Source organism: Cupriavidus basilensis, assembly GCF_000832305.1.
Classification (GTDB): Bacteria; Pseudomonadota; Gammaproteobacteria; order Burkholderiales; family Burkholderiaceae; genus Cupriavidus; species Cupriavidus basilensis_F.
The window spans coordinates 3,333,216-3,346,074 of the sequence record NZ_CP010536.1 but is presented as its reverse complement, the minus strand read 5'-3'; the positions used below and the strand labels follow the sequence as shown (position 1 = coordinate 3,346,074).

The following is a 12,859-nucleotide window of genomic DNA, read 5'->3' as shown; positions in this document are numbered from 1 at the left end:
AGCCGGGGCGCGTGCCGCGCAGGCAGCGTCTTGTCATTCTGTGTCGCGCCGGGCTGGGTTGGCAAGGCCCGCCGCAGGCGCGGCGGGGCTGCCGGCCACCCGCGGGTGGCGGGTGGCGCCGGGCTTTAGCCGTAGACCGGGAAACGCTTGGTCAGGGCTGCCACTTGCTCGCGCACGCGAGCGATATTGGCCAGGTCGTGCGGGTTTTCCAGCACGTCGGCGACGAGGTTGGCCACCAGGCGGGCTTCTTCTTCCTTGAAGCCGCGGGTGGTCATGGCCGGCGAGCCCAGGCGGATGCCCGAGGTGACGAACGGCTTTTCCGGGTCGTTGGGGATGGCGTTCTTGTTGACGGTGATATGCGCCTCGCCCAGGACCTTTTCGGCTTCCTTGCCGGTGATCTGCATGGCGCGCAGGTCGACCAGCATGACGTGGCTTTCGGTGCGCCCGGAGACGATGCGCAGGCCGCGCTCGATCAGGGTTTCGGCCAGCACGCGGGCGTTCTTGACCACTTGCTGCTGGTAGGTCTTGAACTCGGGCGACAGGGCTTCCTTGAAGGCGACTGCCTTGCCGGCGATCACGTGCATCAGGGGGCCGCCCTGGATGCCGGGGAAGATGGCCGAGTTGATGGCCTTCTCATGCTCGGCCTTCATCAGGATCACGCCACCGCGCGGGCCGCGCAGGCTCTTGTGGGTGGTGGTGGTGACGAAGTCGGCGTGCGGCACCGGGTTGGGGTACTCGCCGGCGGCGATCAGGCCGGCGTAGTGGGCCATGTCGACCATGAACAGGGCGCCGATGGACTTGGCCACCTTGGAGATGCGTTCGAAGTCGATGCGCAGGGCGAAGGCCGAGGCGCCGGCGATGATCAGCTTGGGCTTCTTTTCCTGGGCCAGCTTTTCCAGCGCGTCGTAGTCGATGTCTTCGTTTGCGTCCAGGCCGTAGCTGACCACGTTGAACCATTTGCCGCTCATGTTGAGCGCCATGCCGTGGGTCAGGTGGCCGCCTTCGGCCAGGCTCATGCCCATGATGGTGTCGCCCGGCTTCAGGGCCGCGAAGAACACGCCCTGGTTGGCCTGCGAGCCGGAATTGGGCTGCACGTTGGCGGCTTCGGCGCCGAACAGTTGCTTGACGCGGTCGATGGCCAACTGCTCCACGATGTCGACGTACTCGCAGCCACCGTAGTAGCGCTTGCCGGGATAGCCTTCGGCGTACTTGTTGGTCAGTTGCGAGCCTTGCGCGGCCATCACGGCCGGCGAGGTGTAGTTTTCCGAGGCGATCAGCTCGATGTGCTCTTCCTGGCGCTGGTCTTCCTTCTGGATGGCGGCAAAAAGCTCGGGGTCGATCTGGTCGATCGTATAGCGGCTGCGTTCGAACATGGCGAAAACTCGTCTGAAAAAGGGGAATTCCGAATGGCTTCGGGGTAGGGCGCGCGGGGAAGGCACAGGCGACCGGCGCCGGTCGCGTTAGCTATCCGGCGCAGGGCGCACCCTGCTTCCCATTCGCTGCCCAGGCGAGCGGCAGGCGCTTGAAACATCGCGCCAGAGAACTTTGCGCTTCCTCGTGGTAGTGCCCACTGACTTCGCCAGTCGCGCAAGATGGAATGGTTGGCGGCAGTTTAACGCGAGGCGCTGGCTCGCTGCAAGACAGTGCCGTGGGCCCAAAGACCGAAAGTCAATGCCTTGTCCGTCAGGTCATGTAATTGTTGTAATGTCAGACAAGGGTTTACACCGGGTCGGGTCGGCTGCCGTTACAATCGCGGCCATGAGCAACAATGTGTGGGCCTTGCGGGTGTACTGGGAAGACACCGACGCAGGCGGCGTAGTGTTCTACGCCAATTACCTCAAGTTCTTCGAGCGCGCCCGTACCGAGTGGCTGCGCTCGCTAGGCATCGAGCAGCAAGCGCTGGCCGATGAGTCCGGCGTCGTCTTCATCGTCAGAAGCACGGCGGTGGACTACAATGCCCCCGCCCGTCTGGACGACTTGCTTGAGATCCGGACACAGATTGAACGGGTTGGCCCGGCGTCGGTCCAATTCGCCCAGGAAGCCTGGCGTGGAGAGCAATTGCTGGCTACTGGCGCCATCCGGGTTGGATGTGTTGATCGTAGCACATTTCGCCCGACTCCCATTCCCGCTCCCGTCCTTGCAACCATCAAGACCGCTCGATGAATCCCGTGACCGTCACGCAAGACCTGTCGATCATTTCGCTGGTGCTGCACGCCAGTGTGCTGGCGCAGGCCGTCATGGCCCTGCTGCTGGTGATGTCCCTGTTCTCGTGGACATATATCTTCCGTAAGCATTTCTCCCTGCGCGCCGCGCGCACACAGACCGAGGGTTTCGAGCGCGACTTCTGGGCCGGCGGCGACCTGCAGGCCCTGTATCAGAGCGCAGCCAATAATCGTCACAACACAGGCGCGCTGGAACGGATCTTTGAATCCGGCATGGGCGAGTACCTGAAGGCGCGCGAGCGCAACAATGACGCCGGCGCACTGCTCGATGCCGCGCGGCGTGCGATGCGCGCGGCCTATCAGCGCGAGATGGATGTGATGGAATCGCACCTTCCGTTCCTGGCATCGGTGGGTTCGGTCAGCCCGTACATCGGCTTGTTCGGCACTGTATGGGGGATCATGAACGCCTTCCGCGGCTTGTCCAATGTGCAGCAGGCAACGCTTGCGGCCGTGGCGCCCGGCATTGCGGAGGCGCTGGTCGCCACCGCCATCGGCCTGTTCGCGGCGATTCCGGCTGTCATTGCCTACAACCGCTACGCCACCGAAGTGGATCGCCTGGCCATCCGCTTCGAGAGTTTCATGGAAGAGTTCCTGAACATCCTGCAACGGCAGACCCGCTAAAGCGCCGAAGCCACCAACGTCTTCGGTCAAGGAGAACCAGCAATGGCAGCGATACAGCGCCGTGGCGGCTCGCGCCGCCGGGCCAGCGCCGACATCAACGTCGTGCCTTACATTGACGTGATGCTGGTGCTGCTCGTCATTTTCATGGTGGCGGCACCGATCGTGAATCCCGCCGTGGTTGACCTGCCCAGCGTGGCCAACGCCACCCAGCAGCAAAAGGCGCCCCCTATCGTGGTGACCGTGCATGAGGACGGCGCACTGACCGCGCGTGGCAAGGATAACGCCGGCAACAGCTTCGAGCGCAAGCTCGACAAGCAGGGCCTGATCGATTTCGTGCATCAGCGCCAGAACGAGAATCCCGATCAGCCGGTGGTGATCGCCGCCGACCGCTCGGTCAAGTACGAAGCCGTGCTGGACGTCATGTCAGTGCTCAAGGCTGATGGCGTGAAGCGCGTCGGCCTGATGGTCAAGCCCAAGTAAGCACCGACCCACGCGATGAAAACCGCCGCCTATCCTTATCAGCCGGCCCCGGAGCGGGGAACCCTGCGTTCCTTCCTGCTCGCGGTTTTCATGCACCTGTTGCTGGGCATCGTGCTGTATTTCGGCGTGCACTGGCAGAGCAGCACCCCGGTGGGTGCCGAGGCCGAACTCTGGGATGAGATCCCGGCCACTACCGCACCGCCGCCGCCCCCGCCACCTCCCGCACCGCAGCCCATCGTACAAGCCCGTCCCGCGCCTGCCGCGCCAGCGGTGAGGTCTCGTGCCGAAGAAGACGCGGAGATCGCCCTCCAGCAGCAAAAGCGCCGCCAGGCCGAGGCCGCCGCCCGCGAGGAGGCGCGCCAGCAGGCCGACCTGCGCGCACGCCAGGAAGCTGAGCGGCAGGAAGCGGCCCGCAAAGAAGCCGCCCGCAAGGATGCCCAGCACAAGGACGACCTGCGCCGCGAAGAGCGACGCCGCGAAGAACTGAAGAAGGACGAACTGAAGAAGGACGCCCAGCGCAAGGAAGACGCGCGCAGGCAGGCCGCGCTGCAGGAGCAGCGCAAGGAGCAGGTTGAGCGCGAGCGTAAGGAAGCTGACGCCAAGGCCCGCGCCGAGGCCAAGAGCCGTGCCGAGGCGGATGCCAGGGCGCGCGCCGAAGCCGACGCCAAGGCCAAGGCAGCCGCCGACGCCAAGGCCAAGGCCAACGCTGAGGCCAAGGCCGCCGCCAACGCGAAAGCCAAGGCTGATGCGGATGCCAAGGCCAAGCGCGACGCCGCCGCCAATGCCCAGCGCCACAGTGAACTGGCGCGACTGCAGGCCATGGCCGGCGGCGGGGCGGCAGTCGGCGGCGCCGGCGGTGTCGGCAGCAGCGCTGGCAGCGGTGCTGGTTCAGGCGGCAAGGCCTCGCCTGGCTACCCGGATCGCGTGCGTCGCCGCGTCAAGCCGAATATCGTGTTTACCGAAGACGTGCCTGGCAATCCGGCTGCGGTGGTGTCGGTTCAACTGGCGCCGGACGGCTCCTTGATGTCCGCGCGGCTGTCCAAGTCCAGCGGCAATTCGGGCTGGGACAACGCCGTGCTGCGCGCCGTGGAGCGCTCGGATCCGCTGCCCCGCGACGAAAACGGCAAGGCGCCGGCCAGCTTCACGATCACCTTCAAGCCTAAGGATTAAGAGGTACGGCGATGGCGACGGCACGGGAACATTCGAATTGCAACATATTGCAACCTACGTCGATGCACCGCAGTCCCAACGCTACGATGACAGGTTGCCTGACGCAGCCGGCAAATGTGCCCGGGGCACGCGATACGGGCATGCGACAAGCCTTCAGCATGCTTGCCCGTTCCACGGCTCCCGTTTGCCGGCCGCGCTCGATGAATATTGATCTCGATTGAGGAGCAGCATGCGAAAGCTTTGGGCCCCCCTTTGGCTGGCCGCGCGGCGGCACGGCGCCCGCGCGCACGCCCTGTTTGCCGGGCTGGCCGTGGTGCTGGCGTGTTCGGCCGGCAGCGCACAGGCGCAATTGAACGTTGAAATCACCGGCGTCGGCGCCAGCCAGTTCCCCATCGCCACGGCCAACTTCCAGGGCGAAGCCCAGGCCCCGCAAAATCTCACCGCCATCATCCGCAGTGACCTGCAGCGCAGCGGCCGCTTCCGCAATGTCGACCCGGGCGGCGCCACGGTGGCAGAGTCCGCCAATGCCGACCTGGGCAGCTGGAAGGCGCGCGGCGCCGATGCCTTCGTCGCCGGCAGCGTCACACCTACCGGCAACGGCCAGTACGACGTGCGCTTTCGCCTCTACGACACCGTCAAGGGCACCAGCCTGGGTGGCCTGGCCTTCACGGTCAGCGCAAACCAGCTGCGCGTGACCGGTCACAAGATCGCCGACTACATCTACGAGAAGCTGCTGGGCGAGCGCGGTGTGTTTGCCACGCGGCTGTCCTATGTCTCGCGGGTGGGCGGGCGTTTCCAGCTGCTGATCTCGGACTCCGACGGCCAGAACTCTCAAGTCGCGCTGACCAGCAACGAGCCGATCATCTCGCCTTCGTGGTCGCCGGATGGCAGCAAGGTTGCTTATGTGTCCTTTGAAGCCAAGAAGCCCGTGGTCTACGTGCACGACCTGGCGACCGGCAAGCGCACGCTGGTGTCGAACCAAAAGGGCAACAACAGCGCGCCTTCGTGGTCGCCTGACGGCCAGCGCCTGGCGGTGGCGCTGTCGCGCGACGGCAATACCCAGATCTACCAGGTTGGCGCCGATGGCTCCGGGCTCAAGCGCCTCACACGCAGCAGCGCCATCGATACCGAGCCGCAATACGCGCCGGATGGCCGCAGCATCTACTTCACCAGCGATCGGGGCGGTGCGCCGCAGATCTACCGCATGCCGGCCGGCGGCGAAGAAGGCGGCGCAGCCCAGCGCGTGACCTTCAAGGGCAGCTACAACGTGAGCCCGCGCATTTCCCCGGATGGCAAGCAGCTGGCCTACATCACCCGCAGCGGCGGCTTCAAGCTGCAGTTGATGGATCTCGGCAACGGCGATGTGACCTCGCTGACCGACACCGCCAACGACGAGGCCCCGAGCTTCGCCGCCAACGGCAAGTACATTCTTTATGCCACCCGGGTGGGAGGTCGCTCGGTGCTGGCGGCAGTGTCCACTGACGGGCGTACCCGGCAGGTTTTGTCGCTCCAGTCCGGCGAGGTTCGCGAGCCGTCCTGGGGACCATTCATGCAATAAACGAGGAGTTCCTAGCCATGACCAATATGATGACCAAAACCCTTGCCGTCGCCGCTCTGCTGGCCCTCGGCGCTTGCAGCTCCGGCGTCAAGCTGGACGACACCGCCAACGCCGGTGCCGGCAACAAGGGTACGCCTTCGACCGACGCCCGCGCCGTGGCGCCGGTGGACGTGTCGCGTGATCCGCTGAACGATCCGAACAGCCCGCTGGCCAAGCGCAGCGTGTACTTCGACTTCGACAGCTACAGCGTCAAGTCCGACTACCAGGGCATGCTGTCGGAGCACGCCAAGTACCTGGCCGCCAACAAGGGCCGCCGCATCCTGATTCAGGGCAACACCGACGATCGCGGCACCAGCGAATACAACCTGGCACTGGGCCAGAAGCGCGCCGAAGCCGTGCGCCGCTCGCTGTCCTCGCTGGGCGTGCCGGAAACCCAGATGGAAGCCGTCAGCCTGGGCAAGGAAAAGCCCAAGGCAACCGGCCACGACGAAGCCGCCTGGGCAGAAAACCGCCGCGCGGACATCACGTACTAATCTGCGGACAGCCATCTCATGAAAGCACGCGCCTCCAAGTTGGTATTGCTTACTGCGATGTCCTGCGCCAGCCTGCTGCCGTTTGCACAGGCGCGGGCCGGCGTGTTCGACGATGACGAGGCGCGCAAAGCCATCGTCAACATGCGGGACCAGTTCAACGGTTTCCAGGCGACGGCATCGCAGCGCATCGACCAGAACAGCCGCGCCCAGCTCGACATGCAGAACCAGCTCGAAGGTCTGCGCCAGGAAGTGGCGCGACTGCGTGGCCAGAACGAGATGCTGCAGAACGAGGTGACGACGCTGCAAAAGCAGCAGAAGGACTACTACGCGGACCTGGATGCGCGCCTGAAGAAATTCGAGCCGCAACAGGTCACCGTGGATGGCCGCGAAGGGCTGTCGCAACCTGGCGAGAAGACCGAATACGATGCCGCGCTCAAGCAGTTCCAGACCGGGGACTTCAAGGGTGCCGGCAACGTGTTCGCGGGCTTCATCAAGAAGTACCCGCAGAGCCCGTACGTGCCGCTGGCGCAGTTCTGGCTCGGCAACTCGCTGTACGCGCAGCGCGACTACCGCGGCTCGACCTCGGTGTTGCAGAACATGGTGCAGGCCTATCCGGATCACCCCAAGGTGCCGGATGCGCTGATCGCCATTGCCAACAACCAGATCGAATCGGGCCAGAAGCCCGCTGCCCGCAAGACCCTGGAGCAGGTGGTAGCAAAGTACCCCGGCACCGAGGGCGCGCAGGCGGCGAGCAATCGCCTCAAGACGCTGAAGTAAGCGCCTGAGAGGGCGGCGCGCTGCCAAGCGGCCCAGAGATAGCAGTCAGTACACTAAAGGCCCGCATCCGCGGGCCTTTAGTCTTGGGCGCGCTAAAATACGCGATTCGCCTCGAATTTTGCGTGGCGCCTCCAGGCGCCGCGCCGTGCCATCATGAAAAAACGCGCTATCGTCCTGCTTTCCGGCGGCCTGGACTCCGCCACCGTCCTTGCCATGGCCAATGCGCAAGGCTTCGAGACCTATGCGTTGTCGATGCGCTACGGTCAGCGCCATTCCTCGGAACTGGAGGCCGCAAAGCGCGTGGCCGCCGCCCTGGGCGCGGTGCGCCACGAGATCATCGACCTGGACCTGCGCCGCTTCGGCGGCTCCGCGCTCACCGACGATAGCCTTGAGGTGCCTACGGACGGTGCCGTCGGCGGCATTCCGGTTACCTACGTGCCGGCCCGCAATACCATCATGCTGTCGCTGGCCCTGGGCTGGGCCGAGGCCGTTGGCGGCCGTGACCTGTTCTTCGGTGCCAATGCGGTCGACTACTCTGGCTATCCGGATTGCCGGCCCGAGTACGTGTCCGCCTACGAGGCGCTTGCCAACCTGGCCACCAAGGCCGGCGTCGAAGGCGAGCGCATCCGCGTGCACGCGCCCATCATCGACATGACCAAGGGCGAGATCATCCGCGCCGGCGTCAAGCTCGGGGTGGACTACGGCATGACGGTGTCGTGCTATAAAGCCGACGACGACGGCCGGGCCTGTGGCGTGTGCGACTCTTGCCGCATCCGCCGCGCGGGCTTCGAGGCCGCTGGCGTGCCCGATCCCACCCGCTACCAGGGCGCAGCCTGACGGTAGTCGTTGCCACCAGCGCGCTTGCGCGCACCCACCCGTTCCGCTTCCCCCGCCGGACACCCATGCCCGAAATCGATATTGCCGCGCTCAGCCGTACCATACTGGCGAGCACCTTCATCCTGACCTTCCTGTTTGGGGCGGTGCTCCAGCGCACGCACTTCTGCACCATGGGTGCGGTCTCCGACATCGTCAATATGGGCGACTGGACCCGCATGCGCATGTGGGGGCTGGCCATCGGCGTGGCCATGATCGGCACCTCCGCGCTGGCTGCGGGCGGCTACATCGATCCCACCAAGACCATCTATGCCGCCAGCAAGCTCAGCTGGCTCTCCGCCCTGGTGGGCGGGCTGATGTTCGGTTTCGGCATGGTGCTGGCCTCGGGCTGCGGCAGCAAGACGCTGGTGCGTATCGGCGCGGGCAACCTGAAGTCGCTGGTGGTGTTCGTCTTCCTGGGGCTGTCGGCCTATATGACGCTGCGCGGCTTGTTTGGCGTGATTCGCGTAAACACCGTCGACGCCGTGGCGCTCACGCTGCCCACCACGCAAGACCTGCCCTCCGTGCTGGCGCATGCCAGCGGCATGTCGCGCGCCACCCTGCAAGTCGGCATCGCGCTGGTGGTGGGCGGGGCGCTGGTGATCTGGGCGTTGGCGGGACGCGGCTTGCGCACCTTCGATAACCTGCTTGGTGGCCTGGCCGTGGGCCTGATCATCGTGGCCATGTGGTACGTGTCCGGGCACCTCGGCTATGTCGCTGAGGATCCCAATACGCTCGAGGAACTGTTTGTTGCCAGCAACAGCGGCCGTATGGAGAGCCTGAGCTTCGTCGCTCCCTATGCCTACACGCTCGACTGGCTGATGATGTTCAGCGACAAGAGCAAGGTGCTGACCATCGGCATCGTCAGCGTGTTCGGCGTGGTGGCCGGTGCCGCTGCGTACGCACTGGTGACCCGCACCTTTCGCTGGGAAGGCTTTGGCAACGCCGAGGACGTCGGCAATCATCTGGTGGGTGGCGTCCTGATGGGCGCGGGTGGCGTGACCGCGCTGGGCTGCACCATCGGCCAGGGGCTGTCAGGCGTATCCACGCTGGCGATTGGCTCGTTTATCGCGCTGGCCGGCATCCTGCTTGGCTCGGTGCTGGGCTTCCGCTACCAAATATGGCGCCTTGAGCGCATGATCTAGCACGAGTAGTTCGTGGTCAAAGGTTGACTTTAGGGCCAAGATATTCCTATAATCGCGGCTTCAGTTTTTCCGGGTCGTTAGCTCAGTCGGTAGAGCAGCGGACTTTTAATCCGTTGGTCGCGTGTTCGAGTCACGCACGACCCACCAGCATTGCGAAAAGGCGTAGCGGGCAACCGCTACGCCTTTTTTGTTTCATGTGCCCGCGCCTGATGTTCGGGCGCGGAGCGGTCGCAAATCAGCCTTCCCTGGCCAGGTGCCTGGCGAGAAACGCTTCCATGGCTTCGTAGAAGTCGAAGGTGTTTTCCTCGTTGTGGAAGCCGTGGCCCTCGTTTTCCTTTAGCAGGTATTCCACATCCACGCCGCGCGAGCGCAGTGCCTGGACGATCTGGTCGCTCTCCGCCTGCTTGACGCGCGGATCGTTGGCGCCTTGCGCCACCAGCAGCGGCGTGCGGATCTTGTCCGCGAAGAACACCGGCGAGGCATCGTGCAGGGCTTGGCGCTCGGCTTGCACGTTGGGGTTGCCGATCATCTCGTGCAGCATGTCCAGCATCGGTTTCCAGTACGCGGGAATGGTCTCGAGCAGCGTGAACAGGTTCGATACGCCGACATAGTCGATGGCCGCGGCGTAGCGCTGCGGCGTGAAGGCTACGCCCGCCAGCGTTGCATAGCCGCCATAGCTGGCGCCGTAGATCGCGATGCGCTTGGGGTCCACGATGCCTTGCGCGACGAGCCAGTCGACGCCGTCGTCGATATCGTGCTGCATCGTCTTGCCCCACTGCTTGAAGCTCGCCTCCCAGAATGCGCGACCGTAGCCGGTGGAGCCGCGGAAGTTGATCTGCAGCACGGCATAGCCGCGATTGGCCAGCAACTGCACCTCGGGGTTGAAGCCCCATACGTCGCGTGTCCACGGGCCGCCGTGCGGGTTGACCACCAGCGGCAGGCCCCGCGGCGCAGGCTCTCCCGCGCTGGCCACCGGCAGCGTCAGGTAGCCGTGGATCTGCAGGCCGTCGCGCGAGGTGAAACGGATTGGCTGCATGCCGGCCATGTCGGCTTCATCCAGCCAGGGCTGCACCTTGCCGAGCGTGACCAGCTTTTGCGTGCCGCTGTCGTACAGGAAGCGCGTGCCGGTGGTCTTGTCGCTCGAGGCGGAGACGATCATGCGGGTTTCGTCGCGCGTGATGCTGGTGACGTGGTGCTCGTAGCCCGGCAGTTGCCGCTCCAGGTCGGCATGGATCTGCCCGGCGTGGGCGTCGAAGAAATGGCGGTGCGTCTTCCAGTCGGTGTACCAGGCGGCGCTCAGCACGCGACGATGCCGCGAGTAGGACAGCCCGCCGACATCTACCTCATCGTGCTCGAAGACCAGGCGGCCTTCCTTGGCGGTCTGCGGATCGAACTCGAATATCGCCGTCTTGTCGCGGCCGCGATTCGACTGCACATAGAGCTGCTTGTCGTCGAAGGTAAAGAACAGCGGCGAGACTGTCTCGCGGAAGTTGGTGGTCAGGATCGGGCGGAAAGGCTCGTCCTCGGCATCGCGGTAGAGCAGGGTGGTGTTTACGCCATCGCTGGCGGTCGCTACCCGCAGGCGGCCTGCGTGGTCGGTGCCCCAGCTCATCACGTTGCCCGGGTTTTCCGCGATCTGCACGGACTCGCCCGTGATGACATCGACGCGCAGCACGTCGAATACTTCCGGGTCGCGCTTATTGTGCGACAGCAGGATATGGCGGTCATCGTCCTCGAGATCGTCGATGATCTCCGCGCGCACGCCCGGGTACGGGGTCAGGTCGACAGGCTCGCCGCCGTCGATCGGCACCGACAGCACGTGAAAGTTCTCGTCGCCGCCAAAGTCCTTCGCGTACAGGATGTGCGCGTTGCCTTTCCAGGTGTGCGAGGGCAGGTCGCGCTCGCTCTCGTGGGTCAGCGGCCGGGCTTCGCCCAACAGGTTGCCTTCGGTGTCGATGGCCTGCACGAAGATGTTCTGGCGGCCCTGGTGCCGGGCGAGGAAGGACAGGTGGCGGCCATCCGGCGAGATCGAGAACTGGGAGCGGTCCGGTTTGCGGAACATCTCACGCACGCTGTAGTGCTTCACCTTTGCCAGCGCCTGTGCACCGGATGATGGTTCGTCTTGACGCAATGCTCACTCCTTGGTGTGTTTGGGGCCGGCAAGCGGCGCCGCGGCTCAGTCCGTACGCGCCGCCTCGGGGCCTGGCGCCTGGGCGCTGGCTTGCCCGGTTGCGCCTGTGGGCGGCGCGGGCGGTGGGGGCGGCGGCTGGTCCTTGTCGTGCGCGGCGTCCCGGCGTTCGATTTCTTCCCGCGTGGATGTGGACAGGTCCCAACTGGCGATAAACAGCGCGGCGATCAGCGGGCCGATGACGAAGCCGCTCAGCCCGAACAGCGCCATGCCACCCAGCGTGGAGATCAGCACTACCCAATCGGGCATGCGGGTGTCCTTGCCGACCAGGATGGGGCGCAGCACGTTGTCCACCGCGCCGATCACCACCGCGCAGAAGCCGATCAGGATGGAGCCCTTGCCCACGTCGCCGGTCAGCAGGAAGTAGATTCCCACCGGCCCCCAGATCAGTGCGGCGCCCACCGCGGGCAGCAGCGACAGGAAGCCCATCAGCACACCCCACAGCAGCGAGCCCTGGATGCCGAGGAACCAGAAGGCCAGGCCGCCCAGCGCGCCTTGCACCGCGGCTACGGCGATGTTGCCCTTGACGGTGGCTCGGGCCACGGTGGTGAACTTGCGCAGCAGGTGCTGCTTGTGCGGCTCGCTCAGCGGGATCGCCCGCATGATGATCTTGGAAAGCTGCGGGCCATCGCGCAGCAGGAAGAACAGCAGGTACAGCATCACGCCAAAGCTGACCAAGAACTGGAAGGTGTTCTGCCCGATGCTGAGCGCCTGCGCGGCGAGGATCTGGCTGGCCTGGGCGGCCCCCGCGGTGAGCTTTTGCTGCAGGTCGCTGATATCGGTCAGGCCGAAGCGGCCCAGCACCCTTGTCACCGACGGCGGCAGGGCGTGCAAGGCTTGCTGGAAGTAGGCGCCGAAATTGAGCTGGCCGGACTTGATCTGCTGGTAGACGGTGCTGCCTTCCTGGATCAGGGCGCCGGTGACAAAGATCAGCGGCAGCACGACGATCAGCAGGCATAGCGTCAGCGTGGTCAGCGATGCCAGGTTGCGTCGGTCGCCCATGCGCCGGGTCAGCCAGTTGTTGGGCGGCGTGAAGATGATGGCCAGGATGGCGCCCCAGAACACGGCGCCGAAGAAGGGCCGCAGGACGAAGCAGAAGGCGATCGACACGACTGCCAGCAGCAGGTAGAACGCCTTTTGCTGCATTTCCGCACGTTGGGTCATTGGGCTGTCACCTTGCGTCGAAAAAGCGTTGGGGCGCGCGCCGCCATGGTGGCGTACGGCGGCTCGCCGCGGCGCGTGGCGCATATTGCCTTCATTGCCGTGTGGCAGGCCCGTAGGCAAGGCCGGCG

Annotated in this window: 12 protein-coding genes, 1 tRNA gene and 1 riboswitch; of the genes, 10 read left to right on the top strand and 3 right to left on the bottom strand. The window is 65.1% G+C overall.

Annotated elements, in window-relative coordinates; all coding sequences use genetic code 11:
• Positions 1 to 125: 125 nt before the first annotated feature.
• Positions 126 to 1,373, bottom strand: a complete 1,248-nt coding sequence (glyA, locus tag RR42_RS15485) for a serine hydroxymethyltransferase (RefSeq protein WP_043348535.1) — start codon at positions 1,371 to 1,373, stop codon at positions 126 to 128.
• A 121-nt stretch (positions 1,374 to 1,494) separates the two neighbouring features.
• A riboswitch (ZMP/ZTP riboswitch) is annotated at positions 1,495 to 1,597 on the bottom strand.
• A gap of 161 nt (positions 1,598 to 1,758) precedes the next feature.
• On the opposite strand from glyA, the gene ybgC reads away from it, so the two are divergent.
• The 10 genes from ybgC (at position 1,759) to RR42_RS15435 (ending at position 9,526) form a co-directional block, all read left to right on the top strand.
• Entirely contained in the window at positions 1,759 to 2,163 is a 405-nt protein-coding gene (gene ybgC / locus RR42_RS15480) for a tol-pal system-associated acyl-CoA thioesterase (RefSeq protein ID WP_043352192.1), read from the top strand.
• Positions 2,160 to 2,843, top strand: a complete 684-nt coding sequence (gene tolQ, locus RR42_RS15475; RefSeq protein WP_043348531.1) for a protein TolQ — start codon at positions 2,160 to 2,162, stop codon at positions 2,841 to 2,843. The genes ybgC and tolQ overlap by 4 nt, the downstream gene beginning before the upstream one ends.
• Before the next feature lie 42 nt (positions 2,844 to 2,885).
• Positions 2,886 to 3,323, top strand: coding sequence for a protein TolR (tolR, locus tag RR42_RS15470; RefSeq protein ID WP_043348529.1), 438 nt, complete (start codon positions 2,886 to 2,888; stop codon positions 3,321 to 3,323).
• A gap of 15 nt (positions 3,324 to 3,338) precedes the next feature.
• On the top strand, positions 3,339 to 4,493 hold the full coding sequence (gene tolA, locus RR42_RS15465; RefSeq protein ID WP_043348525.1) for a cell envelope integrity protein TolA: 1,155 nt from the start codon (positions 3,339 to 3,341) through the stop codon (positions 4,491 to 4,493).
• Positions 4,494 to 4,722: 229 nt separating this feature from the next.
• Positions 4,723 to 6,051 (top strand): Tol-Pal system beta propeller repeat protein TolB, encoded by a 1,329-nt coding sequence (tolB, locus tag RR42_RS15460; protein WP_043348522.1) that lies wholly within the window; start codon positions 4,723 to 4,725, stop codon positions 6,049 to 6,051.
• Positions 6,052 to 6,068: 17 nt separating this feature from the next.
• Positions 6,069 to 6,584: a peptidoglycan-associated lipoprotein Pal gene (pal, locus tag RR42_RS15455; RefSeq protein WP_173430687.1), complete on the top strand. Its 516-nt coding sequence runs from the start codon at positions 6,069 to 6,071 to the stop codon at positions 6,582 to 6,584.
• A gap of 18 nt (positions 6,585 to 6,602) precedes the next feature.
• The gene (ybgF, locus tag RR42_RS15450) at positions 6,603 to 7,361 is read left to right on the top strand and encodes a tol-pal system protein YbgF (RefSeq protein ID WP_043348519.1); all 759 of its coding nucleotides are present in this window, start codon (positions 6,603 to 6,605) and stop codon (positions 7,359 to 7,361) included.
• Between the two features lie 153 nt (positions 7,362 to 7,514).
• Positions 7,515 to 8,198, top strand: coding sequence for a 7-cyano-7-deazaguanine synthase QueC (gene queC, locus RR42_RS15445; RefSeq protein ID WP_043348516.1), 684 nt, complete (start codon positions 7,515 to 7,517; stop codon positions 8,196 to 8,198).
• A gap of 65 nt (positions 8,199 to 8,263) precedes the next feature.
• Entirely contained in the window at positions 8,264 to 9,379 is a 1,116-nt protein-coding gene (locus tag RR42_RS15440; RefSeq protein WP_043348513.1) for a YeeE/YedE family protein, read from the top strand.
• Between the two features lie 71 nt (positions 9,380 to 9,450).
• Positions 9,451 to 9,526, top strand: a tRNA-Lys gene (locus tag RR42_RS15435).
• 88 nt (positions 9,527 to 9,614) lie between these two features.
• Here the strand turns inward: RR42_RS15435 and RR42_RS15430 are convergent.
• Positions 9,615 to 11,441 (bottom strand): alpha/beta hydrolase family protein, encoded by a 1,827-nt coding sequence (locus RR42_RS15430; protein WP_082055023.1) that lies wholly within the window; start codon positions 11,439 to 11,441, stop codon positions 9,615 to 9,617.
• Between the two features lie 114 nt (positions 11,442 to 11,555).
• Positions 11,556 to 12,731, bottom strand: a complete 1,176-nt coding sequence (locus RR42_RS15425) for an AI-2E family transporter (protein ID WP_236701919.1) — start codon at positions 12,729 to 12,731, stop codon at positions 11,556 to 11,558.
• Positions 12,732 to 12,859: the final 128 nt, after the last annotated feature.